Genomic DNA, 23,867 nt, shown 5'->3' on the forward strand with positions numbered 1-23,867 from the left:
AACCGGCAACCCTACTTCTTACCCTTATGAACTTAAATTTAAAAGCACAGGCTGCCAATACGTTCGATGCCATTGTGGTGGGGTCGGGCGTTAGTGGTGGCTGGGCGGCAAAAGAACTTACCCAAAAAGGTCTGCGCGTGTTGATGCTTGAGCGGGGCCGTGACCTTGAGCACGTAACGGGTTACACAACAGCACAGAAAGACCCCTGGGAGTTTGCTCATCGCGGACGTAACATTTTGCCTACGGAAAAACAGGAGCCTGATTTCCGTGTCCGCCCGTACAACGAACAAAACGGCGATTTTTCATTCGACGATCGGAAGGCACCTTACAAGGAAATTCACCCCTTTGCCTGGTATCGCCCTGACATACTGGGTGGTAAGTCAATTATGTGGGGGCGGCAGAGCTACCGCTTCAGCGAGATGGATTTTGAATCCAACGCCCGTGATGGCTTCGGCACCGACTGGCCGATACGCTACAAAGACCTGGCTCCCTGGTACAGTTATGTCGAGCGTTTTGCGGGAATTTCGGGCAATAAAGAGGGGCTTTCGCAGTTGCCGGACGGTGAATTTTTGCCGCCAATGGAGTTGAATTGTGTGGAGGAACACGTTCGCGAGCGATTGAAAACCAGAATGAACCGCGTGCTCACCATTGGCCGAACGGCAAATCTGTCGCAAGCGAATCCGGTGCATACATCCGTGGGGCGAGCCCCGTGTCAATACCGAAATAAATGCGCCCAGGGCTGTCCATACGGTGGCTATTTCAGTACGTTATCCGCTACCTTGCCAGCCGCCCGCCAAACCAACCGACTCACCGTCCGGCCCGATAGTATTGTCTCTGAGGTTTTGTACGATGAGAAAAGCAATCGAGCCAAGGGCGTTCGGGTTATTGATTCAAAGACTCATCAAACAACGGAATATTATGCCCGGATCATCTTCCTGAATGCGTCGGCGATGTCCACGAATTTTATTCTGCTTAACTCCGTATCCAGTCGTTTCCCAAACGGATTTGGCAACGATAGCGGTACGCTGGGCAAATATATTATGGACCACCATTTTCAGGCGGGAGCCAATGCACAGGCCGACGGGCTGGGATTCGACGACAAATATTACTACGGTCGCCGGGCTAATGGCATTTACATTCCCCGCTATCGAAATATCGGCACCGATAAGCGGGAATACCTGCGGGGCTTTGGTTATCAGGGTGGTGCCTCACGGTCGAGCTGGCAACGGCTCATTGCTGAAGCGGCCGGGGCTGAGTCCAGCTTTGGCGCCGATTTGAAGGAACAAGCCACGCAGCCCGGCCCGTGGAATATGGGCATTATGGGGTTCGCGGAGTGTTTGCCCTACGAAGATAACCAGATTACCCTCAACCGGAACCGACTCGACAAATGGGGATTACCGACGTTGAATTTCGACGTTCGGTTTCGCGAAAACGAACATCTCATGCAGAAGGATATGATGAATGATGCCGCCGAAATGCTTGAAGCCGCCGGTCTGAAAAACATCAGCACGTACAACAATCATTCGGTACCCGGCGGGGCAGTTCACGAAACGGGCGGGGCGCGCATGGGGCGCGACCCGAAAACCTCGATGCTCAATGCAACTAATCAACTCTGGGCAGCCAAGAATGTATTTGTCACGGATGGAGCATCTTTTGCGTCGATTGCCTGCCAGAACCCATCGCTCACGTTTATGGCCCTTACGGCCCGAGCCGCCGATTTTGCCATAAGTGAGCTGAAAAGAAAGAATTTATAAGCTGGAAGCGAATGACCCGGTTAAGGAATTTTGTCCCGTCCGGCCGAAAGTCGCCCTGGTATCAGTAGGCTCCGCCAAAAATACGCTGCATTACCAGTGGTGAAGTTGGCAGAATACCAGATTAGAAAAACGCCCAGCCTACGAGCGTTTTTCTAATTTGAGCACCGCCAGCGGCAAGCCATTGAACAAATCAGCGAGCGCAATTCCCTGGTCTGCTTTACCTTCACTAGCCAGTAAGCGATGCTGCCAGCTGTTGGGCGCTTCGGGGGGCAATACAATATGCGTATCCTTCCAGTCTAAGGAGAAGGCTTTCTCGGTCAGTTTGTTGCACAATTGAGCCATGCCCAGCGGCACGGCGATGACATACCAAGTCTGCTCATGCCGACGGGCAAAGGCCAGCACATTCCTTTTGTAACGACCCTCCACAGTCAGCGGAATATAGTGGCCGTAGGCAAAAAGATCGGGATTCTGGTTGCGTTCGGCCAGCAGGGAATGGATGAGCCAGAGTTTGATACGGGCATCGTAGCGGTTTCCCCACAAGTCAGTCCAGTTCGTTTCCGTCGCCAGCAGGTCATCCAGCCCCGTTTGACGAACGGCGAAGTCAACGGGTCGACGATTGTCGGGATCGACCAGGCTCAAATCCCACCCCTCACAGCCCTGGTAAATATCGGGCATGCCGGGACAGGTACATTTAAGAACCACCTGTGCCAGCGAATTGAGAAGGCCGAAGTCAGCGACTCGTTGGTGAAATTGCTGAAAACTGTCCCAGAAAGGTCTTTTTTTGTCCAAAAGCTTAAGCGCAAATGCTTTTGTTGCGTCCTCATAAGCCTCGTTCGGCGCATTGTAAGTCGAGTTGCGTTTGGCTTCCCGCATCGCTTTTTCCAAATACTCCGTCAGGCGATCCGGAAAATCGACTTCATCCACGTTCGGCTGGTCCGCCGTGGCGGTGGACTCGCCGGGCATCGGGTAGGCGCCGACGAGTGTCTGGTAAATAAAGTACTCATCGTTTGGGTCGGGGGCGCCTTCGTCTGGAATTTCCCCGCCATCTCCCTTTTGCCGCAACTCGTTGTTGAGCTGCTGCCACTCCTGCACTTTGGCGAGCCATTCGTCCGTCAGGTCGGTAAGCACATTCAGCCTGCTCCGTACATCCTCACCCCGTTTGGTATCGTGGGTCGAGGTCGCACTGAGAGCCAGTGGCCAGTGCGTTTGCCTGTCAATCATTTTCTCATGAAACTCATCGACTGTCAGGCCAAAATATTCCGGTGAATCGCCCACTTCATCGTGTCCGATAAAGCGATTATAGGTATACATCAACGTATCTTCCACGCCCTTCGCCATCAACGGGCCCGTAAACTGCATGCAGCGCTGGTAGAAACGCAATGCCCGTTCGTCGTAGTCTGCATTGCCTGATTGTGGTCTTTTGAGAATTGCTTCGTCCAGCAGGTCAACGGCTGTTGAATGCCCTTTTTTTGCCTGCCTGATTCGGGCAAAAATACCCTCCACCGCAGCCGTCTCGTCCCGGTCTAAAGGCATATGATTGCCATAGTAGCGATAGACCGGACACTGAATCAAAAAATCACCGATGGCCGCTTTCAGTTGATCGGGTGAAACCGTTGCCAGTACGTCGTTGGAAACCAGGTTCAACGACCGGAACAGCGCATCCAGATTATCCAGCTCGCCCTGCATGTGCTGGTAGAGAATGTAGGCTTTCTTTTCGTGCAACTCCTGCCGTACCGCCGTTTTTTCGCCTAGTAGTTGTTGATAAAACCGGGTGAAGCTGACCTCGCTGCTGGTGCGCGTAAACAGGTTATTGACCATCGAGAGATAGGCATAACCCGTTGCACCCTGAACCGGCCAATTCAGCGGGAACACTTCATCGTTTTGCAGGATTTTCTCCACCACGATATACGCATCTTTGCCCGCCAGTTTCCGGAGTCGGTCCAGATACTGCCTGGGGTCGTAGAGGCCGTCTATATGATCGACTCGTAAGCCATGAAAAATACCCGCATCGAGCAGGGCTTTCGGGAGTTGATGAACAGCATCAAAAACGATTGGGTCCTGAATGTTGAGGCAGATGAGCGCGTTGACCGTAAAAAAGCGTCTGTAATTGATCTGCTGGTCGGTTTCGGCATGGGAGCACAACCTATATGCCTGCTCATTGGCGATCTGCCAGATACAGGCCGGTGTGTCATTGACAACGTTCAGGCAACGCCTGATATAGGCTTTGCTTGCGGAGGCCTTCATCAGCCCGGCCAGTGCCGACTGGCAAGCTGTGCTTTGTTGGGCGTATGTAGCTGGTTTGCGTAGTTTTCGGAGGTGGTTGATCTGATCAATCAATTCCTGAACAGCTTCTGTTGGCGTCTCATCACCAGCCTGCAAAATGGTGGCATATGAACGCAGATGTAACGGGTAAGCTGTATCGAAATAGGTGATAGAAAACGTTCCGCTTCGGTAGGTGATTTTTAGCTGGTTCTGGTCAATAACGTCGTCCAGCGACTCACCCAGAAACGGCACCATCAGGCGGCCTTTATGGACAGGGCTATGCCAGTCTATATCAAAAAAAGGAGCGAAGCGCGATAACTGGCCTTTCTCCAGTACATCCATCAACCAGGGGTTAGTTGGATGGAAGGCCATATGATTGGGAACAATGTCCTGTATCCAGCGCATGCCCCGCTGGCTAAGCTGACGACTAATGGACCGCAACTGCGCCTGGGTTCCGATCTCCGGATTAATGCGTTGTGGGTTTACGGAGTCATACCCGTGTACGCTGTCCGGCACGGCCTCCGCAATTGGTGAAGCATAGATGGTACGAATGCCCAGCTTGTCGAGATAAGGAATGATACCCTCAAAATCACGAAAGGTAAAGCCTCGGTGAAATTGGATCCGGTAGGTAGAAATTGGATTGTTCATCAGGTTGAGCATAAAGAATATTCGACTCGGATTTTAGCCTAATAGTTTTAGAACCGGTCATCTTTCTGGATGCCCTGCCTAGCGACAAAGAGATTTTGTGGCAACCACTGAATAGGGGGTGAGTCGAGCATTACACATAAAAAAATGGCGTCAACTGCCTGTGAAGGGCCATGTACGCCCTGCGCCTGGCAATTACTATAGTGCCTGTGTACTGTTCAGGCTTTCAACTTTTCTCCCCCGAAGGAATACCCGTATGTGAAATTGAAAAATGAGGCAACGGTACAACATTTTATTGGTACGAATTGTGTCATATACTATGATAACCACTTTCCCCCTGCACAGTAAAGGCTGTCTTACTAGCTGGTGTATCATCTGTTTGATGATGATGGCACGCGCATTGACTTGCCAATAGACGCTTTTTATGGTTTACCCGTAACGGATTTCATAAAAATTTAACGAAAGGGTACCAACAATGGCTACGCCTATAAACCAGTTGGTGGCGTTCGGGATGGATCAATGCGTTAATCCGGTTGTCACTTTGTCAAGACGCCACATCGGCCCGCTTTCGGTTCTTGCCCGGCTTACGACGCTTCTTTTTTGGATGGTCTGGAGTTGGCAGGCTATGTTTGGTCAAAATACGGGCCTGTTCGGCCTGGCCAACTTCACTTTGACGGGGAGTATGGAGTTGGATACGGGCCTGGCGGGCCATCATAGTCGCATCGATGATTGGAGCGGGGTAGTCCATGCCGACCTGAAAATGCGCCATTATCTGTTCTAGTGGAGGCATCGTCCAGGGGTGGTGAATGTAAGCAAGGGGGCAGTTGACCAACTCGGGCACCCATTGCCGGATAAATACCCCCTGCGGGTCATGGTCCTGCGACTGCTTGATGGGGTTATAAATCCGGATCGTATTGGTACCTGTCATTCCCGACTGCATCTGAATCTGGGCATAGTGGATGCCCGGTTCGAAATCCGTAAAGAGCCGGGCCAGGTGCCAGCCCCCTTCCTGCCAATGCTGAAACAAATGATGGGTTAGAAACGAGGTCAGCATCGCCCGCATTCGAAAGTTGATATAGCCGGTGGCTGTCAGACAACGCATGCACGCGTCGACGAGCGGATAACCCGTGCGCCCATCTCGCCAGGCTGCGTAATGGTCAGGGTTGGTGTTTTTCTGGATGGCATCGAAAGCCCGGTTCACATTCTCAAACTCCATGCGGTCTTCGCCTTCAAACTTCTGAATGAAATGGCAGTGCCAGCGCAGCCGGGAGGCCAACGCGCTTAACTGCCGCCCCAAACCTGCCTGTGTTGGGTGTTTGGCGGTCTGTCGCTGGGCCTGGTACACCTGCCGGATACTCAGACATCCCCAGGCCAGATAGGGCGACAGGCGACTGCATCCCCGTCGGCTTTCGAGCGGTTTGGAGATGGAGATGGCATACTGTGCAATACGCTCCTGAAGAAAACTGGCCATGTACCGATGCCCGTAATGTTCACCGCCGGGCTGAAATGAGGAGTTCGCTACCAGCCACGCCGTGGGCAGGTCCGGCCCTCGCTCGGTCTCAAACCAGGCTGGGGATACATTGGCTGGATACCAGCGGGTCAGGTCCGGATGCTGCTGGGGTGCCTGCATAGTCTGTTGCCAGTCGGCCGCCCAGGTCTCCCGGTTTTTCAGGCGTCGGATCACCCCATTGCTCTGGAATTCGTGCCAGCCAATTCCCTGCTCGCGGCAAAACTGCGCAACGGCTTTATCCCGGTTGTAAGTTACAGCCAGACCGGTTTCCTGATGGGAGAAGATCGTGCCGATGGTAAATTGGGTCAGTAAGACAGTCAACACATCCATTACCTCCCGGTAAAATACCCAAATGGCGGGCGGGCCTGTTTCCGGTGGACTAACCTCTTCAGTATCCTCGAATTCGAATGGTAGCCACTCATGCACCAACCGACTGCTGTCTGGTTGGGGAGCCGGGATCACAGCCGCCAACTGCTGCTGGAGGTCGGCCAGGCACTCGTGTATGAATCGCCCATGACGGAGATCAAAATTAGGATCGGCTATGAGGGATGGCTCAAAACAGTAGAGTAGGAGCAAGGGGCGCCTGGTCGTGCGCTGTCCCATAGAAATGGCTGCCTGTAAGGGGGCATGGTCTCGCAGACGCAGATCGCGCTTGAACCAGAGTATATTAATGGTTGGTCGGTTGGGCATGCTGGGAAGAAATAACCGCTTGTCCCCGAGTGGCTGGTGGCTCTCGCTGGGAAGGGGTTTTCAGAACGTAATAACACGTTTATTCGTGGGTGTGTTTTTTGTCCGGTAACCGGTAAACAGTTCTCCACGTCTGAAACGATGCACGTATCTATAGATAAACAATCGGGCGCCCGTCCGTGTTCTTCTCCAACTAAAACGAAACAAATATAATGAGCAAAGGAGCCACTCAACCAACCGTCCGTGAGACGGCCGACGACACTAAAAAGTACGAATTAGATAACAACTTGCCCGACGAAGCCCAGGGTAAAACCTCGCGCGGCAAGCATAAAAGCAAGCAAAGCACCGAAGATGAGCACGATGCTACGGGATCGGTCGAGAATAGCCACAAAGGGGGTCATGGCCATTCGGGCCACAGCAGCAGCCAGAGCGGTAGTGAGTCGAATCCGGAAAAAGAAGATTAATCGTTAGCTTCTTCAGGAAGCTGTCTAGCCCGATAGGCAGTCTGTCCTGCACATAGGCAGGTTCGAAAAAGGCGCAGGCGTTGGTGAAGTTCAAACTCATCAATGCCTGCGCCTTTTTTGATTGCCACCTGACAACACTTCGTAGCTCCTAAAACTTGATACGCTGGCCATCTTTGTACGAATGATACTTATCTGCCGCATCGCGGTCAGCATCGTTACCGACCAGCGCAAACGAAGCGGGATCTGCCTTTTTCAACACCTTGCCTTCATAATAGACCCGGTTGACGTCTTTTGCGTATCCATATTCCAGAACAGTGAACGACGTTAAATCGCTTGCTGGCAGGGGTGTATGCTTATAAAAAACGGCTTTAGCATCCTGCGCGTAAAAATCTGGCAGCAAGTTAAACGACGCCTTGTCGGCTTCCGCAATTCGTTTCTCCTGGAAATAAATATGCGTGCTATCACGGGCATAATTGATCTCATTCGCATCCCATTGCCTGAACGAAGCAGGATCGGCGGCTGGCAGGCAGTGGTCTTTGTAAAAGGCGTGAACCTGATCGGTGGCATAATACATGCCGATTACCGTAAATGAATCCGGAGTCGCCAGCGCAAGCCGGTGTATGCCCAAAAGGGGTGGCCCATCTGCGGCCCGCGAGCTGTAATAAACGTGCTGATTGTCTTTCGAGTAGTTGGCAGTCAACACCGTAAACGAGGGTCCGTGACTACCGGGTATCGGTTTGAGATCGCAATAGCCCGTCACGTTGTCTTTCCCATACCGATAGTCGAGTGGTTGGAACGAAGCCAGGTCGTTGACAGCAAAGCCCGTATCCTTATTGTAGCACTGATTTTTATCTTTAGCGTATTCACTCTCAATGACCTCGAATGAATTGGCATCAGCCGTATACATGCGGATGATTTTATCCTTTCGACTCGTGTCAAATAGTTTAAAATCAAGGTAGTTGTCGCAATAAAAAACCAGTGTCTTATCCTTGCCATAGTGGTCATTAAGTGCGCGAAAGCTGGCACCATCGGCATCAGTGAGTGAAATGCCCCGGTAATAGGCGTGCTTTTTATCTTTTGCGAAGACATTGTTCAGCACCTCAAACGAAGCATAGTCGGCCTCGCGAAGTTGATAGTCCTTGTAATAAACCGATCCATCCCTGGTTTCATATCCCGACTTTTTGCAGGACACCAGCATGCCCAGACCGAGAATTGACAGCAGGATGTGGAGTGATTTCATGGCCAGGAAACAAATCAGTTTGAAAAAGCGGAAGACATCTGCCATCAGTTCGTGGTAATATAGCGAGCCAGCAACAGGGCTCCCCAGATCGTAATAAGCAGCCAGTTGATGTACGTAAGCAGTTTCCAGATTGTCATATGGGTGGGGTGTAGAAAGGTTGTGCCCTTACGTTAGGCGTTAAAGACGGCATCCGTAAAAGGATGCCTGGATAAAGTCAGGTTGTGATTGGTCCGTTTTCTTTCCTGCCAATTCACGTTGATGCGCCCTAAAAGTTCTTCCTGATGGCTGAACAATATCCGCCTAAAGTCCTGCGCATGATTTCGGTTAGCCAGTTCAAATGTACAGGCCATCGAGAAGGTGATTGTGTCAAAAATCCAGTATAAGAGGTCGTCGAGTGCCGTAGTCGTTCGTCGTTCCAGCTCCTGACCCCGCTCCACCACGACAAAATGAAACGTATCGGAGCCATCAAGTTCGATGTGCGGCAGTGCCCCATCGGCCGAACGGCCATAGGTCGGGTACAAATGGTGGGGCGCATTGATCTGCCCTCCCAGGATATCTACCTGTTCTTTTATTGCTGAAAGCGTCATTGTCTTATTCCTGATCCTGAAAGAATGTGTGTCCTCTTGGGTAGTAAGCCTTTCCCTACTCATTTCCAGCCGCTTGAATTGCCGCCGAGAAGCATAAGTCCCATAAACAGGCCGTAGAGTAGGCCGGGCACTGCTAGTAAAGCCAGCAGGAGTTTGGCCAGAACGGCATATTGGTGGGTAAACAGCCAGTAGCCACCCACCAAGAGCGCGGCCAAACCGACCAGTATCATCAACCAGAGTAGGATATTGAATGACGAAACGGTGCCATCACCTAATCCGATAAAAAAGAAATAAACAAGGGTGATGGCAATCAGCGCGTCGATACCCCATAAAGTCCAGAATAAGTACATGGGTTTATACAGCAAAAGGGAGTTCGTATTCTTTGGTGATCACCTTGGAGCTACGGGTTTTCACGGCTACTTTGGCTTTAAGGGGTGAACCCAGCACGAGGTAATTTTTGACGAACTGATCGTCATGCACCATCCATGAGTGATCGTCCAGCAGGTATTCCTCAACGCCCGCTTTCGCAGCCTGATATGCCAGCCGCTCTACGGCCAACGGCTCGTAATTGACGATGTGGCCCATATAGAGTACCTGAATACCGGGTAGCGACTGGTTGCCCAGTTTCGTACATTTTACGGCCGTAATGGTCAGTGATGAGCCGTCTTCGAGGTCCTTTACCGCCCATTCGTCGATGATCGTTTTTTCGTTTGCCATAATTGTAAAGTGGTTTAGCTAGTTTATTACAAGTTGATAATTAAGCCGATCGTCAGAACGGTTTGTAATTTTTTACGTATTCCTGAAGGGAGGTCAGTTTGCGGTTGATTTGGCCATCAAGAGCTGTGTAAATGGCTTGAAGGTCCGCTTCATTTTTCTGGCAGTAGTTCTCAATGGCAGCCGGTCTGTTCCCGCTTTCCAGTACATCAAGCTGGGTGATGGTTGCCCGGTATTTGCGATTAGCACACTCGATAATAAAGCTGTACCGAAACGTGTAAACGCCACCGGCTGAATGCTCCGAACGGGGCAGCGTAATCACCTGCGACACCCGCCCGACCAAATCGCCGGTTTCTCTGTCGCTCAGCGAGAACGTGTCACCGGGTGAATAGCAGGATTGGGTAGCCCACAACCGGACGCGCCGGAACAGATCGGCCTGAGACACAGCCCCGCAGTCGACTACGTCCGAGTAGCTTACTTTTTGATTCACCACCGGCAGAATGCCCTGTAGTTTTCCGTTGGTGATAACCGGTGGACAATCCACGATTCCGTAGCTGGAGTTTACGAGGCAGGCCATGAGCAGGCCGATGAGAAAAAGACGCATGGTGAGGTGTAGTTTATGTCCTGTATTGTGCCGACAGGGCGTTTTGATGACACAAAGGTGGGTAGGCCTACACCGTGCGGCAATAATTTATAGCCGAGTTGCCAGTTTTAGACAGATCAACCGTAATGGGCTGGCAATGAATCGTTTTTGTGGGATAAGTAAGTCTGGCAGTTACCGAAAAGCGTACCATTCCGATGGCCCATTACTTTAGGGCATTTTGGTAGCCTGTGCTTCCAGAATCAGTTGCTGGGCAGCGTTTGAGGGTGTAATGTGGATGTAGTTTCCCTGGCCGGAACGGGCAATTTTTCGGAGGTTTCGGCCGTTGACTTCCGCTTTGCCGAAGGTAAAAACGGTCAGAAAAATAGCTCGTTGAGTGTTTTCGGCAACCGATGCCTGCACGTCGTCGCTGATGTCGAATTCGCCATCTGTTGCCAGTACGATCCGGTTGTTACCCGCTTCGATATAGTGTTTATTGGCCGTTTTATAGGCCAACTGGATGCCTTTATTTCCGTCGGTATCCCCATCTGATTTTAACTCGTCAACGACGCGGCTAATCTCGGCCATGTTGGCTCCTGATGTGGGTTTGAGTGCTACCCGTGCCTTCCCCGAATAGACCACAATGGAAACCTGATCCTCGGGACGAAGCAGGGTTAACAGCGACTTGATCGACTGCTTCAATAACGGCAGTTTATCGGGCGAACTCATGGAAGAGGAAACATCCAGCAACAGGATCATGTTGTTGGGCGCATAACCCGCCAGCGACTCTGGCTTGCTCGGCTGAACAGTTGACTCAACGGGTTGAACCACCGGTTTTTCGGAGTCAATAGGCGGTTGCCGCCGAAAGACAAACAAATCGGGTTGGTTGATCGTCGGCAGTACATCCGCTGGAGCCAGTTCACTAAACTTGTTGTACTGGTAGATTAACTCGTTGTTGTAGAAGTAATAAGCCGACTCAAACGGATTCGTTGACGACGTAACGGGCTTCACGGCCGCCACTACCTTCTCGAAACGGAGCGAGTTTTCGGCTACATCTTCGTAGGGCGAATAAGGACACAGGCCGTTGCTTCGTCCGTAGCGTTTGAGGCCGTTCAGATTGGCGTATTCATCGGCTATCAGCGTTCGGGCGTGGGCCGTGACCGAGTCCATCGCCGGTAGGTGATCGCTCTGCGCTTTCAGGTACCTCTTTACCCCGAAAAGGGCTTCCCGGTCCCGGTCAATGGTGGCCAGCAGTGCCCGACCCGATACATACCAGGCACTCGTTCGGCTGGCAGGTGGGTAACTTTCATAGATACGCCGTATGTCCGTGTAGAGCCGTTCTTTTTTCTGATCGAATAGGTCGAACAGATCGGCATACCGATCCAGAATAGCATCGGAACGATGCAACTGGTCTTGTAGATACTGTTTTTCGGTGGTATAGCGGACCAGTTCAGTGCTCAGGCCGTCCATTTCTGTCAGCATCGAAAACAGCACGTCTAACTGACCCGTCACCGATGCGCGATAGGGCATGGGAATGGATCGGCTTGTCGTGAGCAGGAGCTGGTGGGCCGAAACCGGAAGGATGACCTCATTATACGTGTAGGTGAGTGGGGCGCGTTTTGCCGCGTCAGCCGGGTTCCGATAGCGCTCGGCAGTGGGTTGGTAATTGCGGATCAGAAGCTGAATCCGGTGCATCTGCCGCAATGATTCGTTAATAAACTCAATGTATCCAGACAGAACCTGAACGGTGGTTTTCAACGCGGGTGAAGTAGCCGGTTTAATCGTAAACACAACCGGTTCCATGTCCCGAAAAGCGGGTGTTTGTCCTGAGTTTTTGGCGGATGGGGTAGGCTTGGCGAGGCTAAAAACCGGGGTAAGTTTAGGTGAATGGAGCAGTCGTTTGGTCGATACGCTATAGTTGACGAATCCGTCACGGGCCGCCAGTAAATCCTGATTGTAGTGCATCAGGAGTGCGCGGTAAAAGGCGTTCCCATGCTCGGATGATTGCCGGGCGGCAACCGTGTAGCCATCTACGGCGTCGCGCTTGAGTTGCTGGATGGACTGGAGCGCGACCCTGAACGGAACAATCGTCCCGGAAGCCGGGTAGGCTATCCCCAGCGGGTTGTTGTCAAAACTGTCCAGCACCTTCGCATCGGCCAGTATGCTTTGCTGCACCAGCTCAACCGGCCAGTCCGATGGGTCACTGGTTCGCAGGTAAAACGTAAGGGTATCGAGCAACTGCTGCTGGCTATGTAAAATTCGGTCCATGCCATCTTCCGTAGCCAGATATACGTCGGTGTTCAATAAGGGTTGATACCGACGGTAAACCCGTCTAATCTGGCTCATGAGCACAGCCCGTTCCTGAGCGAACTGCACAAACAGCGACTGCATCTGGCCAATCAGCACATCGGACTGGCGCAGGTTATCGCGCTGGTAATCATTGAGACGAACGTAGGTTTCCAGCGCCTTTGCTGTTTGGTCGAGCTTCGCCAGGCAGCCCCACAGCGATTCGGTCGTGCTGGTGAGCCGCTGCTTTTCGGCGGGTGTCAGACCATCGCTCACCAAAGCTTGTTGGTAGCTATAATCGTTCAGTGGTCCCGACGACGGCAATCGGAGTAACAAGGTGGAGGTCTGGTGGGGTTGCGAAGGCGCTACATAAGCGGCTGCATAGTACCCCTGTAACAGTTGAAAACGCCCTGCCAGCTCGTCGGCCGACTGATTCAGGAAAGCCACATAGCGGTTAAGCGACTGCTGCGGTGTTTCCCGAACGGGTTGGCCCGCTGCCCAGCCGGAAGCGAAAATTAGAAAGAGAAAGTACACATACGGTTGCATAATAAACAGGCGGGAAAGTCAACGATTTATGATAAGACTATTCTGAATCAGTCGGGGTCCATCTCACTAAACCCCTCCTGAAATCGACCTTTGCGCAACTCTCCGTCAAACTGATCGCCAATGGTTCTGAGCAGCGTCTGGTCTGTGCTTTGCAGACTCAGGCTTTTGTAGTCGTCACGAACGTAGAGGTTGAATACAGACCCATTGATGGTGAACACGGCACTGATCATACCCTCAGATCGCTCCACTCTGGGCTCGATAGCTGGATACTGTTTTTTAGCCCAACTCATGAAGTGATCAAACATACCGGGCAGCACCGGCTTTAGCTCGTAGCGAATTGGTTGCCCCTCACCCGGATCCTGCGCCCACCGACCGTGCCAGGGCGGGTGCTGCGTGTAGGGATGTACGCTCAGGATTTCTTTGCCCCCGCTGTCCGTTGTCCAGTCAAAATAAGTGGCAAACCAATCGGATGTTGCGTCTTCAGCCCAGATAAACTGCATGTCCGACGGACGGAATGGAACGGCATATACCTGATTCTTTACAAAATCGACACCCAGCATTGCATACTCCGACCGATTGCGTTGGTTGTTATAGCGGGTGCCAAGAAACACCAATTGTGTCTTGCCGGGCGAGAAACTAACCAGCCTGGTGCTAACCCGAACAAAGCCGTCGGTGCGCTTTATCGACCCCTCGCTAATCAGATCGAACGGGTAAATCGCCAGCGTGTGTACGTCCAGGACACTACGCTCATCGACCAGTAAAAAACGCCCACCCGACAGAAATCGGGATGCCCCTGAATTGTCCGTCGGCGTGCTGCTCTGTGCTCTGCCAGGTTGCCCGTGTTCGCTGTCGAGCCACTGGTAGGTACACAAGTCGCCCACATCACCAACGACGGTCGATGTATGTACCTGTCCCGCATCGTCAGTAATCAGGAAGATGCTGTTGCTGGTAGCCAGAATGGCAGTTTTCGGGGCGTCGGTCAGAAACCGGGCCTCCCAGATTTGCGCTTTTTTGCCCTCTTTACTGGTCAGTACGACTGGCTTACCCTGATAGTTGATGTTGAAATAAGACGTTGTGTGCGTGCCAATCAGGTTGCCGCTGCTATTGTTGGTGAACAGGTTCAGCCGGTAATCCCGCTCAAGCGAATAACTGATGGACATCGGTCCGCGAACAGTCTGATTCTGAGCGGTTGACGAACAGCCCAGCAAGGCAAGAAAGCTGGTCCAGGTGGCCATAGTGCGTAATAAAAACATGGGTCTAATATAGGATTATGACAGGTGTAAAATGGCACGAAAATCACCCCTGTCCCCTGGGTTGGGCATCCCGCGTGTTTTTCTGTACGGCAATAGCGGCAAAAAGGCTTAGTGTAAACGACATACCGTAAAAGCCTTTTTCGCTTGGTGTCAGCGTGGCATTCCACAGGCCGACGGTAAGCAACAGTAGACACAGTAGCACTGATACCCAGCTCAGACCGTAATAGATTGCGGTGACTGGAATACCCTCCTGTCGGTCGCGTACGCTTTTTTGCACCGAAACGGCTGCAAACAGGCCATACATGAGTACCGTGAAATAATACCCCTTTTCGTTTAACGGCATTTGCGCGTTCCATAGCCCGATGTTAAAGGCTAATAGTCCGGCAAATAACGCGGCCCAGGCAGCGGCAATAAATGCCCCGGATGGTTGTTGGTTCATGATTGTTGGGTGTGATTTAGTGGTTATGGAATACTATGGATTTATACTGGCGGCATTAAGCCGCCTGATGCATCGGGCAACCGCCCGCGCGAATGACAAGGGCTGGTTTTTCGGCAGGCGCTCCCATCGGGCAAACCCCGGCGGGCGCACTGAGCTCAAGGTGATCGCCGGGTTGCACAATGTCGAGAAGCCAGTTGCTAACGCTGCCAGTTTTGCCCGTTTCGCGTTTGGCCACAATAGTGTAATATTGACCGTTCGGCGCACCTTCAACGCGGTACGGATGCGGCTGAAACAGTTGTAGCTCGGGCATAAACAGCCGTACATTCAGGTACTGACTCATCCCAAAATTAGCCACTGTTCCGCCGTCGGCAGGATACAGATGAAAGGTGGTTTTGCCATTGGTCTCCGCGATTTTGGCATTGACAATAAACGGACGCCAGCCCGTCCAGCCACCTGGTTTCGTTACCTGAGCTGCGTATAAATCGGCTTCGATGCCAATCATCAGACTGGCTAGTTGTTTATAAGCCGCCGTCCAGGCATCGAGCAGTGCCGGGGTTGCCGCCGTACCCAGCACTTCACTGATGGACGCAATCAGGTGGCGACCAATAACGGCATAGTGTTCGGGCCGAACAGCCAGGCTGGTGTGTTTGTGGCCAATGCGCTGTAATGTGGATAGCAGAACTGACGGGTCGTCGATGTTTTCAGCGTAAGCCAGCACGGCCATCGCCAGGGCTGTCGGTTGTCGGCCATTCTCCTGATTAGCCATGTTGAAGGTGTTCTTCAGTTCAGCATTGACCGAAAAAACGCGCTGGTAGAAGTGTGTGGTCAGCAACAGGCCGTTTTCTTTTAAGACCGGTACGGTTGCTTTGATGAGTTGTTTCTGTTCGGGAGTCATTGGGTTTATGATTAGAGGAAGGGATGTAAAACACGGATAAGCTGTTCAAAAGGAAAGACCTGAGTTACACGATTCAGATGGAAGAATGTGTTTTGACTCGGCCGCCGATGTGCAGAAACAGGTTTACTTTTTCGGGTTCCTGGCCAACACGAACCGGGTGTGCATCGCCGACGGCTTTACGACCCAGCTGTAGCAGTTGATCTGTATTCCGGTAGTTGAGGGACCAGGCCACTAAATCCATATAGGGTTTGGAAGGATGGTTATCGGCGAAATTGCCGACAATCAGTTCACCTTCGGCTGTCAGGTACTCCGCAAACCGGCTGATGAGCTGCACAAACTGCCGGTCGTTGAAATAGTCGAACAAACCCGCCGACCAGATCATATCGTACTGACGATCCGGCATGAACCTAAACACGTTCTTCTGGATGAATCGAATATCATCGGTGTGACCGGCAAACTTCGGTTTGGCATACGCAATGGCGTTGCTGTCTAGATCCACACAATCGGCAATGATCCGGTAATCGGGGTTTTCGGCGATGAACTCAGCCAGTTCAGTGCAGGGGCCACTGGCTAAATTAAGCAGTCGGATTTCCCTCCGGTTATGGCGCTGCATATATGCCTTTACGACCTCTTTAAAGTACGTTTTGCGATTGCGAACGGCCCGGCAGGCTGCGTGATTTTGTAGAAACAGATCCCACTTGGTGTAAGGCTGGTCGGGGCTGATGTACCAGGTGTACATACGCTCGATAATCTCGAAGTCGCCCGCGTAGCCGTGTGGTTTGTTAAGCATAAAGCCCTGCATCGTCTGGTTCGATAAAGTCGTGCCAAACTCCGTCCGAATGCTGGTCAGTTCGTCGTCGGTCAGCAAACCCGACCGGAACTGGCTGCTTAACCGGATCATCAGGTTATCGACGTGCTGATAATCCTGTACGTCGGGACCGCCCTGACGGACCAGTTTTTCAATTTCTGCTTTCATCAGTGAAGTGCCTGGGGTGTAGGTAATAGTTTCCATTTGTGGTGCTGGTTAATTGGTTATGGAGTAAAGAATCAAGGTCTGCTCAATGGCCGGATAGTTTTGCCGGCGATTATGGTGTAAAAGTGGCGGGCGGGTGCCTGCTTCTCAAAAAATAGATACTGAGTAGTAGCAGAAAGCCGTTAAACCGTACGGTATTGGCCTTGAGTCGTTTACGACATCTGTATTGACCCCTGCATTATTCAGCCGGTACTGTTGACACAAAAAAGCCTCTAACAGAATCGGTAGAGGCTTTTTTGGAGATGCTGTGCTGTCAGTGGACATCGCGAACCGGGCTACTATAGTAGCTGAACGGCTTAAAAAGTTGGCGGAGTGTCGGCCGACACATACTCATACGCCTTGCTATCCCTCACAACGCCGGTTAGGACATCAACGCTCGTCCGATTTGATACATACCCGTTGGCGTTCATTGTGTAGGTAAATTTATTGTCCTGCTCCACCTGATTCGTAATCAGATTTTTTCGGATTACACGCTTCACCAAATGAGTGCTGGCAGTGCCAAAAACGCCCAGATACGTATCCTTGAGGAGACCCCACCACTTAAAGTTCAACTGAGCGTTCAGCGGATACGAATCCGGTAGAAGCGCGGGGGCCTCCGCCAGTTTATAAGCAAACGTAATCTCCTCATCGGCTGCGTCCCCATTGTATCTGACTACTTTACTTAGATCACCGTCTACTGTGTAGGAATACTCGTACTGTAACGTGAGGGTAGGGGCGAAACTGGTCCAAGTTTTTAACCGGCCCTGGTTGTCGTAGGTATATGACGAGTTATATACGTATTTCTGTTTAGTCACACCGCCATCGGGATAGACATACTCTCTGTACTGGTAGCAGCGGCCGTAAGCATCGAGCGTAAACGTTTCCTCGTTGTAGGTTTTGTTATTGTAGACTGCAGTTGCCTTGACTGACTGAGTGCCTTCATATGTATAGTCTGTACGTTCATTAGTATTGCCCGGTACGTCTGCGCCATAAATTACGCGCTTCAACCGGCCATCCGGGTAGTAACTCACCGTCTGTGGTCCATCTTTGATGAGCACGTATTTCGGAAGCTTGTCCGGAATTATATTGTTTGTGGCCTGATTCGCCACTTGTCCGGGATTCGCGGGATTGACAAGATTATCATTTTGGCAGGCAAAAGAGCCGATTGCTACGGCAAGGGAAACCGCGATTTTTGAAAATAGTGTGTTGATAGTAAAAATCTGATTGATGTTGATGCCCCATTTGGGAAGCTGGGCGCAGCTCTTGACGGATGAGTTAGTTGACATGATTTTTAATGGATAGATGTTGTTGTTCACTGTTCGTTTGTTGCCTACTCGTTATCAGGTTTTCGGCTTACCCTGTATTGTGGTTCAAAGGTGACAGGTGCAAAAGGGAGGAACAAAAGTTTCACCCTGAATGGTCGTAATCTATTAGCTGAACTGTATACCAGTGTCGATGAGTCGTTTAGGGGATAATCTGTTTGTCTGTCTTCCTGCCTGGTGTGGTAAAAAAAATAGCCCTCCGGCGCGAACGACGAAGGGCTATCTCAGGTATGTATGATTACTCGCTTAATGATGTTTTAGAATAGAACCAACATAGGCCATTGCTTCGGAGTACGTTTCGATGCCGTGACCTACATTGTCAAATACCTTGACTTCTCGTAAATTCTCAAGGTGTTTTTGCGCATTTTCGACGGACTGCTGCCAGGGAAACAAAAGGTCCTGATCGCCTACCAGAAGATAGGTGTCGGTTTTGACTTCAGACAGTTGTTCGGCCATGTAATACGGCTTTTGCGTGTTGTCCTTATATCGGGTTAGTGCGAAAATTTCGTAATCAACCAGCATCTTTTTGGCTGTTTCGGATAGCTGGTGATTGGGCGTTGAAAAGATCGCTTTATCCAGAAATGTGGACACGTTCCGGCGGGTTGGATGTAGAATCGGCAGAAGATTGTAGAAAAGATTCTTTACCGATAGCGAGAAGGGTTGCAAACAGCCGGGATTCAACAGGAAAGCCGCTTCGATTTTTTCTGGCGCCACAAGGCCCAGTTTCATGCAAATGAGTCCACCGAATGAAGCACCGGCTACGAATGCTTTCTTCAGGTGTAAACCGTCAAAAACTTCCGATGCCCATACGCCATAATCCAGTGACTCAATAGCTGGCGTGTCGCCGTGGCTTAGGTTTGGAAGTCCATTGGTTTCGACCATGAATATCCTCACGTTATGGTTTAGATTATCAAGCCCATTATCAAAATCCCAAATCAATGAGGTCGTTCGGGCACCCGGAAAAATAACCAGGCTATCCAGGTTTTCCTGCTTTGTGTTCAACCCCCACACGTGCGTTTTTCCCAGCGACGTGTGAACCTCGTATTGCTCATATTGCCTGCCGTTGGCGGCTTCCAGCTGAGTGGTCCAATTTCTGAAATAGGCAAAGTCGTTCACCTGATCCTTGAAATGGGACCTGCGTTTTATAGTCATAGATGGTATCGTTTATGCCCTGCTGAATTAGTGACTCAGTGGAGCCTGTTCGAGCATGAGTTGGGTAAGGGTGTCATAACAGGCAATCCAGGCCTGTTGCACATCGGTGTTCCAGTCGAGTCCTAATCCGCGTTCGAGTGTCCATAGCAGGGCCTCTTTCACATCGGCATAGTGGGAGGGCTGTACGCCATACCCGGCGTGGCTTCGGGCTAACAGACCAATTTCCTGCGCCACGGTATCCGGCCGGTCCAGTCGCGCTACGATAATACTGAGCATATCAACGAACTTCTGATACTGGCTTTCCATCGACCCCTTGAACATGGGCCGCAGGGCTGGATACTTGAAAAATAAACGCCGATAAAAGACATCACCCAGCACGGCCGGTTCAATCTCACGCAGGAGTTTCCAGGTTTGTTTGACCAGTTGAAGTTGTTGTTGCGTCATCATAAAAATCAGTGTTCTATTGAATCGGATAAAGCACCGACTAAATAGGTAGTTCACCAAATTTTCTCCAATGAGTCGCCAGTATTAGGTAATCAGTCGTACGAAAGAAGTCATCAGTCGCAGTTGAACTACACCACACGATTCATGACCCGTTCTGCGTCATTAAACCCGCGACCAGTACGGTTCGTTGCCGGAAACTTGCTATTGCTGATTGAAAATGAGAGTTTTAGCGTAGATTCTCTGCTCAATCCTCTCTACCATGAATGCGCTCATTATTGAAGATGAAAAATTAGTAGCTCTCGAACTGACGGCTAGCCTTGCGGAGGTCGATCCGGGTATCAAAATTGTCGGTACGGTTAGTAGTGTGAAAACTGCTTTACGTTGGTTCGCTGAGAACGCCGAACCAGACGTCATTTTTGCTGATATCCAACTGTCCGACGGGATTAGCTTTACCATCTTCGAGAAGTTTAAAATCTCATGCCCCGTCATTTTTACGACGGCCTATAACGAACATGCCATCCGGGCCTTTAAAGTAAATGGCATCGACTACCTGCTTAAACCCGTCGACTGGGACGAACTCCGGCAAGCCGTTGCCAAAGCCCGCGCGCTGACCAAAAACCAGAACAAACTGGTTGTTGACGTTCAAAAACTGATGGATGCGCTGAACACGCCTGCGTCGCTCAAATCCACTTACAAAGAGCATTTTCTGGGTAACGCTCGCAATAGCTGGGTTCCTGTCAAGATAGCCGATGTCGCCTATATCATCCGCGACGAACTGAATTTTATGGTTACCAACACCAGCGAACGCTACATTCTGGATTACGATACGCTGGACGAGATTGAAACCATGCTCAATCCTGACCTGTTTTATCGCGCCAGCCGCCACTGTCTGGTCAATATCAACGCCGTACAGAGCGTAAAAGGACTGGCGAATCTGAAGTTGCAGCTTGTGCTGAAAACGCCAAATCATCAGGTACAGATCGACATCAGCCGCGACAAGGCTCCTTCGTTTAAAAAATGGCTGGAGAAATGAGGCTCGCTTCGTTTTTTCGTCTTTTTCTGCTGTTTAGTTGGACCTGTATTGGCAGTCAGACTGTTTATGCTCAACCCGTTAACCTGCCGCTCGAATTCCAGCACATTCAGGAGTCGCAGGGACTATCATATAACGTCATTAACAGTCTGTTACAGGACCACGATGGGTACCTCTGGATTGGCACCTACGAAGGATTGAATCGGTTCGATGGCAGCCATTTTACGGTTTTCAAGGCCAGTCACCGGGCGGGGAGTTTACCCAACAATATTGTTCACGACTTATGTCAGGATAAAGCCAATGATTTGTGGTTGGCAACGGACGATGGAATCAGTCGGCGCGACAGCCGTACGGGGCAATTCTCGGCTATCCGCTTAGTGGGTACCGAAAACCTCGGCCGGTGTATGAACATCCTCTGTGATCGCAAGGGACGCATTTGGTTCTCCAGTTTGAACAAAGGATTGTTTCGGCTGGACCCCGCAACGGGACAGATCACCCAGTTTAAAAACGATCCGGCAAAGCCCGCAACGCTCTCCGGCGATTACATCAGTAAAAATGGTATCGTGGAAGATCCTCAACGGGATGGCCTATGGCTGACGACAGAACAGAATGGGCTAAACTATCTGGACATCAACACCGGGAAATTTTTTAATCATAAGAATAACCCGGAGCAACTGCCGGTTTTTCGTTTGCACGACACGTCGGCCCTGGTGCTCGATGGGACTGACAAATTGCTTTTTTCAGACAATACTGACCAGCGGATTTTAGTGTATGATCTGGTCCATAAAACGATTACGAACAGCATTTCGCTCACCAGTCAGACAGGCCGTTCGGCTTTTCCGGTGGGAACAATCTTTGTCGACAGAAAGCATAATTTGTGGATCAGTTCGTGGACCTATACCATGTTTACGGCCGAAGCCGGTTCGTATAAAGTCCGCGAGTTTTTTCACGATGTGGCCCGGCGAACCTCGATTGCCGGTGATTTTTTCTGGGCGGGCTGGCAGCAAAATGATGGTACGATCTGGCTCGGTACGGTGAATGGCATTTCGTATACCAATCCCGGAAACGCCTTCTATCAAATTCACGATCTGGCCCGGATGCATCCGTCGCTTGCCCACAAGCAGGGGCTAACCTCATTTCTGGAAGATGAGGTCGGAAACTGGTGGTTTTTCTCGGTCGATCAGGAGTTGTTGAAATATGAGTCAGCGTCAGGTCAATTAACTGTTTATTCGTTACCCCTGCCCATGCGGCAAACGGTCTGGTCGGGTCAGACGAATTTACTGCCGGGGCTTAACCCGGATGAGATTTACATTCGGCAGGGGAAATCGGTAAGCATTTTTAACCGGCGAACCCGAACGTTTACGCCGTTTCCTTTGCCGCCATCGCTGTTCAGTCACGCGGCTGACCTGCGCAGTATGGTACGGCAGGGCGACTGGCTGTGGCTGTTCGGTACCAGCGATGTTATTTTCAGGTGCTACCTGCCATCGGGCCGCTGGCAAACCTACCCGCTGCCTTTTGGCGAAACTAAAAAATACAGGGTTTACTCGGCTGGACTAGATAAAACCGGACGCTTGTGGGCCGATGTGCGGGACAAAGGGCTTATCTGGTTTTCGGCGGGTCAGCAGCGATTTGTGCCGTTTCCGGTGCAACAGGCTGGTTCGGGCTACGCCGACCACTTGCCGTTCACAACCGACGCCGAGAACCGGCTGTGGATACCTGCGTCGGGGCAGGGGTTGCTTGAAGTGGACCCGAAACGGGGCACATCGCGACTCTGGACAGATCAGGACGGCCTGAGCACCAACGAGTGCAAAGCCGTCTGCGCCGATGCTTACGGGCAAATCTGGATGGCTTCGCTCAATAAGTTTTCCATTATCAATCTGGCTCGCTCGTCCGTTCAAAATACCACGCTGGCACTCAATGAATCAAACATTGGGTATACCAATTATATGTTTGCCCTGCGAAACGGAAACTTGATCACCACCCTGAAAAATTACGTGGTCGAGTTTATGCCGCATCGAATCAACCGGCAGATTGCGCCCGCCAGTGTCCTGATCAGCACCCTCACGTTACCCGATACAACGATGCTCGTTCAGGCGCATAGTCCGGCAATCCGGCTGGGCGTCAGCGCCACTAATTTCAGCATTAGCTATGCTGTCCTGAACCGCGTTCAGCAGCACTACGTCTATTTCTATACGTTGGACGGATACGATGATCACTGGGTAAAGGCCGATGCCCGCACGGTGGCTAACTACACCAAAATTCCGGGGGGCGATTATACGTTTCGGGTCAAGGCGGTAGCGGGCAAAACAGAGACGGGCGAAACGACACTGGCTGTTCATATTGACACCGCTTTTTACAATACGCGCTGGTTCCGAATGGCCCTGCTGGCCTTGTTGCTGGGACTGACGTACTGGTTATACTTATACCGCACCCGGCAAACGGCTCAGCTACACCACTTTCAGATACAGACAACCCGGCTCGAACGGGATAAGGCCCAGATTCAGTACCAGAACCTGATCAACCACCTCAACCCCCATTTTCTGTTCAACAGCCTGACCTCGCTCAACAGCCTGATCATTACCAAACCGAAAGATGCGTCGCAGTTTCTGCGGAAGCTATCGACGATCTACCGGTATATCCTGCAGAATAAAGACAAGGAACTCGTCAGTCTCCAGGATGAATTGACCTTTGCCCAAAACTACATCGACCTCCAGGCCGCCCGCTTTGGCAGTGACCTGCAAATTAGTATCAACGTAGACGCTGCGTATTTAACCCATCGAATTGTGCCCGTAACGATCCAGAATCTGCTCGAGAATGCCATCAAGCATAATATCCTCGATGAAGAAAGTCCGCTTTACATCCGGATTTTTACGGAAAATAACACCCTGTTTGTGGCAAACACACTGCAAAAAAAGGACTTCGTGGAAACGTCGAACAAACAGGGATTGGCTAGCCTAAAATCACTATATGGCTACCTGAGTGGACGCGAGATCAGCATTACCCAAACCGATACCGAGTTTACTGTAGCAGTGCCGTTGCTTTGAA

At 51.2% G+C, this 23,867-nt stretch carries 19 protein-coding genes; 4 read left to right on the forward strand and 15 right to left on the reverse strand.

Annotated features, from left to right (window positions below):
• The first annotated feature begins 26 nt into the window (after positions 1–26).
• On the forward strand, positions 27–1,754 hold the full coding sequence (locus CWM47_RS05960; protein WP_100987116.1) for a GMC oxidoreductase: 1,728 nt from the start codon (positions 27–29) through the stop codon (positions 1,752–1,754).
• Positions 1,755–1,892: 138 nt separating this feature from the next.
• Here CWM47_RS05960 and treY read toward each other — a convergent pair whose 3' ends face one another.
• Positions 1,893–4,664 (reverse strand): malto-oligosyltrehalose synthase, encoded by a 2,772-nt coding sequence (treY, locus tag CWM47_RS05965; protein ID WP_100993755.1) that lies wholly within the window; start codon positions 4,662–4,664, stop codon positions 1,893–1,895.
• 541 nt (positions 4,665–5,205) lie between these two features.
• Positions 5,206–6,861 carry a cryptochrome/deoxyribodipyrimidine photo-lyase family protein gene (locus CWM47_RS05970; RefSeq protein ID WP_100987117.1) on the reverse strand — a complete coding sequence of 552 codons (1,656 nt, stop codon included), beginning with the start codon at positions 6,859–6,861 and terminating at the stop codon, positions 5,206–5,208.
• 209 nt (positions 6,862–7,070) lie between these two features.
• On the opposite strand from CWM47_RS05970, the gene CWM47_RS05975 reads away from it, so the two are divergent.
• Positions 7,071–7,322, forward strand: a complete 252-nt coding sequence (locus CWM47_RS05975) for a hypothetical protein (protein WP_240625728.1) — start codon at positions 7,071–7,073, stop codon at positions 7,320–7,322.
• 148 nt (positions 7,323–7,470) lie between these two features.
• On the opposite strand, the gene CWM47_RS05980 is transcribed toward CWM47_RS05975, so the two are convergent.
• The 13 genes from CWM47_RS05980 to CWM47_RS06040 all read right to left on the reverse strand — a co-directional run bounded on the left by CWM47_RS05980 (position 7,471) and on the right by CWM47_RS06040 (position 19,795).
• Entirely contained in the window at positions 7,471–8,562 is a 1,092-nt protein-coding gene (locus CWM47_RS05980; RefSeq protein WP_100993756.1) for a DKNYY domain-containing protein, read from the reverse strand.
• A 170-nt stretch (positions 8,563–8,732) separates the two neighbouring features.
• Complete coding sequence (locus CWM47_RS05985) at positions 8,733–9,149, reverse strand: Imm63 family immunity protein (protein ID WP_157815908.1); 417 nt, start codon at positions 9,147–9,149, stop codon at positions 8,733–8,735.
• Positions 9,150–9,208: 59 nt separating this feature from the next.
• Positions 9,209–9,499 carry an osmoprotectant transporter permease gene (locus CWM47_RS05990; protein ID WP_100987119.1) on the reverse strand — a complete coding sequence of 97 codons (291 nt, stop codon included), beginning with the start codon at positions 9,497–9,499 and terminating at the stop codon, positions 9,209–9,211.
• A gap of 4 nt (positions 9,500–9,503) precedes the next feature.
• Positions 9,504–9,866, reverse strand: a complete 363-nt coding sequence (locus CWM47_RS05995; RefSeq protein ID WP_100987120.1) for a hypothetical protein — start codon at positions 9,864–9,866, stop codon at positions 9,504–9,506.
• A gap of 52 nt (positions 9,867–9,918) precedes the next feature.
• Complete coding sequence (locus CWM47_RS06000; protein ID WP_100987121.1) at positions 9,919–10,467, reverse strand: DUF4468 domain-containing protein; 549 nt, start codon at positions 10,465–10,467, stop codon at positions 9,919–9,921.
• A 207-nt stretch (positions 10,468–10,674) separates the two neighbouring features.
• A complete protein-coding gene (locus tag CWM47_RS06005) occupies positions 10,675–13,275 on the reverse strand; it encodes a vWA domain-containing protein (protein WP_100987122.1) in 2,601 nt (866 codons plus the stop codon).
• A 47-nt stretch (positions 13,276–13,322) separates the two neighbouring features.
• On the reverse strand, positions 13,323–14,528 hold the full coding sequence (locus CWM47_RS06010) for a hypothetical protein (protein WP_240625729.1): 1,206 nt from the start codon (positions 14,526–14,528) through the stop codon (positions 13,323–13,325).
• A 43-nt stretch (positions 14,529–14,571) separates the two neighbouring features.
• On the reverse strand, positions 14,572–14,967 hold the full coding sequence (gene yiaA, locus CWM47_RS06015) for an inner membrane protein YiaA (protein WP_100987123.1): 396 nt from the start codon (positions 14,965–14,967) through the stop codon (positions 14,572–14,574).
• Positions 14,968–15,022: 55 nt separating this feature from the next.
• Positions 15,023–15,862, reverse strand: coding sequence for a globin domain-containing protein (locus CWM47_RS06020; protein WP_100987124.1), 840 nt, complete (start codon positions 15,860–15,862; stop codon positions 15,023–15,025).
• A 73-nt stretch (positions 15,863–15,935) separates the two neighbouring features.
• Positions 15,936–16,874 (reverse strand): class I SAM-dependent methyltransferase, encoded by a 939-nt coding sequence (locus CWM47_RS06025; protein WP_100987125.1) that lies wholly within the window; start codon positions 16,872–16,874, stop codon positions 15,936–15,938.
• 317 nt (positions 16,875–17,191) lie between these two features.
• Positions 17,192–18,160 (reverse strand): hypothetical protein, encoded by a 969-nt coding sequence (locus tag CWM47_RS06030; RefSeq protein WP_100987126.1) that lies wholly within the window; start codon positions 18,158–18,160, stop codon positions 17,192–17,194.
• Between the two features lie 282 nt (positions 18,161–18,442).
• On the reverse strand, positions 18,443–19,348 hold the full coding sequence (locus CWM47_RS06035) for an alpha/beta fold hydrolase (protein WP_100987127.1): 906 nt from the start codon (positions 19,346–19,348) through the stop codon (positions 18,443–18,445).
• A 27-nt stretch (positions 19,349–19,375) separates the two neighbouring features.
• Positions 19,376–19,795 (reverse strand): globin domain-containing protein, encoded by a 420-nt coding sequence (locus CWM47_RS06040; RefSeq protein ID WP_240625730.1) that lies wholly within the window; start codon positions 19,793–19,795, stop codon positions 19,376–19,378.
• Positions 19,796–20,051: 256 nt separating this feature from the next.
• On the opposite strand from CWM47_RS06040, the gene CWM47_RS06045 reads away from it, so the two are divergent.
• Both CWM47_RS06045 and CWM47_RS06050 read left to right on the forward strand, forming a co-directional pair.
• Positions 20,052–20,825: a LytR/AlgR family response regulator transcription factor gene (locus CWM47_RS06045; protein WP_100987128.1), complete on the forward strand. Its 774-nt coding sequence runs from the start codon at positions 20,052–20,054 to the stop codon at positions 20,823–20,825.
• On the forward strand, positions 20,822–23,866 hold the full coding sequence (locus CWM47_RS06050; protein ID WP_170069409.1) for a ligand-binding sensor domain-containing protein: 3,045 nt from the start codon (positions 20,822–20,824) through the stop codon (positions 23,864–23,866). The genes CWM47_RS06045 and CWM47_RS06050 overlap by 4 nt, the downstream gene beginning before the upstream one ends.
• Position 23,867 lies beyond the last annotated feature (1 nt).

This window comes from Spirosoma pollinicola (assembly GCF_002831565.1).
Taxonomy (GTDB): domain Bacteria; phylum Bacteroidota; class Bacteroidia; order Cytophagales; family Spirosomataceae; genus Spirosoma; species Spirosoma pollinicola.

What these genes read in the sequence shown, in the direction of transcription:
- CWM47_RS05960 (WP_100987116.1), top strand. Translation starts at nt 27, where the DNA reads ATGAACTTAAATTTAAAAGCACAGGCTGCCAATACGTTCGATGCCATT.
- treY (WP_100993755.1), bottom strand. Translation starts at nt 4,664, where the DNA reads ATGAACAATCCAATTTCTACCTACCGGATCCAATTTCACCGAGGCTTT.
- CWM47_RS05970 (WP_100987117.1), bottom strand. Translation starts at nt 6,861, where the DNA reads ATGCCCAACCGACCAACCATTAATATACTCTGGTTCAAGCGCGATCTG.
- CWM47_RS05975 (WP_240625728.1), top strand. Translation starts at nt 7,071, where the DNA reads ATGAGCAAAGGAGCCACTCAACCAACCGTCCGTGAGACGGCCGACGAC.
- CWM47_RS05980 (WP_100993756.1), bottom strand. Translation starts at nt 8,562, where the DNA reads ATGAAATCACTCCACATCCTGCTGTCAATTCTCGGTCTGGGCATGCTG.
- CWM47_RS05985 (WP_157815908.1), bottom strand. Translation starts at nt 9,149, where the DNA reads ATGACGCTTTCAGCAATAAAAGAACAGGTAGATATCCTGGGAGGGCAG.
- CWM47_RS05990 (WP_100987119.1), bottom strand. Translation starts at nt 9,499, where the DNA reads ATGTACTTATTCTGGACTTTATGGGGTATCGACGCGCTGATTGCCATC.
- CWM47_RS05995 (WP_100987120.1), bottom strand. Translation starts at nt 9,866, where the DNA reads ATGGCAAACGAAAAAACGATCATCGACGAATGGGCGGTAAAGGACCTC.
- CWM47_RS06000 (WP_100987121.1), bottom strand. Translation starts at nt 10,467, where the DNA reads ATGCGTCTTTTTCTCATCGGCCTGCTCATGGCCTGCCTCGTAAACTCC.
- CWM47_RS06005 (WP_100987122.1), bottom strand. Translation starts at nt 13,275, where the DNA reads ATGCAACCGTATGTGTACTTTCTCTTTCTAATTTTCGCTTCCGGCTGG.
- CWM47_RS06010 (WP_240625729.1), bottom strand. Translation starts at nt 14,528, where the DNA reads ATGTTTTTATTACGCACTATGGCCACCTGGACCAGCTTTCTTGCCTTG.
- yiaA (WP_100987123.1), bottom strand. Translation starts at nt 14,967, where the DNA reads ATGAACCAACAACCATCCGGGGCATTTATTGCCGCTGCCTGGGCCGCG.
- CWM47_RS06020 (WP_100987124.1), bottom strand. Translation starts at nt 15,862, where the DNA reads ATGACTCCCGAACAGAAACAACTCATCAAAGCAACCGTACCGGTCTTA.
- CWM47_RS06025 (WP_100987125.1), bottom strand. Translation starts at nt 16,874, where the DNA reads ATGGAAACTATTACCTACACCCCAGGCACTTCACTGATGAAAGCAGAA.
- CWM47_RS06030 (WP_100987126.1), bottom strand. Translation starts at nt 18,160, where the DNA reads ATGTCAACTAACTCATCCGTCAAGAGCTGCGCCCAGCTTCCCAAATGG.
- CWM47_RS06035 (WP_100987127.1), bottom strand. Translation starts at nt 19,348, where the DNA reads ATGACTATAAAACGCAGGTCCCATTTCAAGGATCAGGTGAACGACTTT.
- CWM47_RS06040 (WP_240625730.1), bottom strand. Translation starts at nt 19,795, where the DNA reads ATGATGACGCAACAACAACTTCAACTGGTCAAACAAACCTGGAAACTC.
- CWM47_RS06045 (WP_100987128.1), top strand. Translation starts at nt 20,052, where the DNA reads ATGAATGCGCTCATTATTGAAGATGAAAAATTAGTAGCTCTCGAACTG.
- CWM47_RS06050 (WP_170069409.1), top strand. Translation starts at nt 20,822, where the DNA reads ATGAGGCTCGCTTCGTTTTTTCGTCTTTTTCTGCTGTTTAGTTGGACC.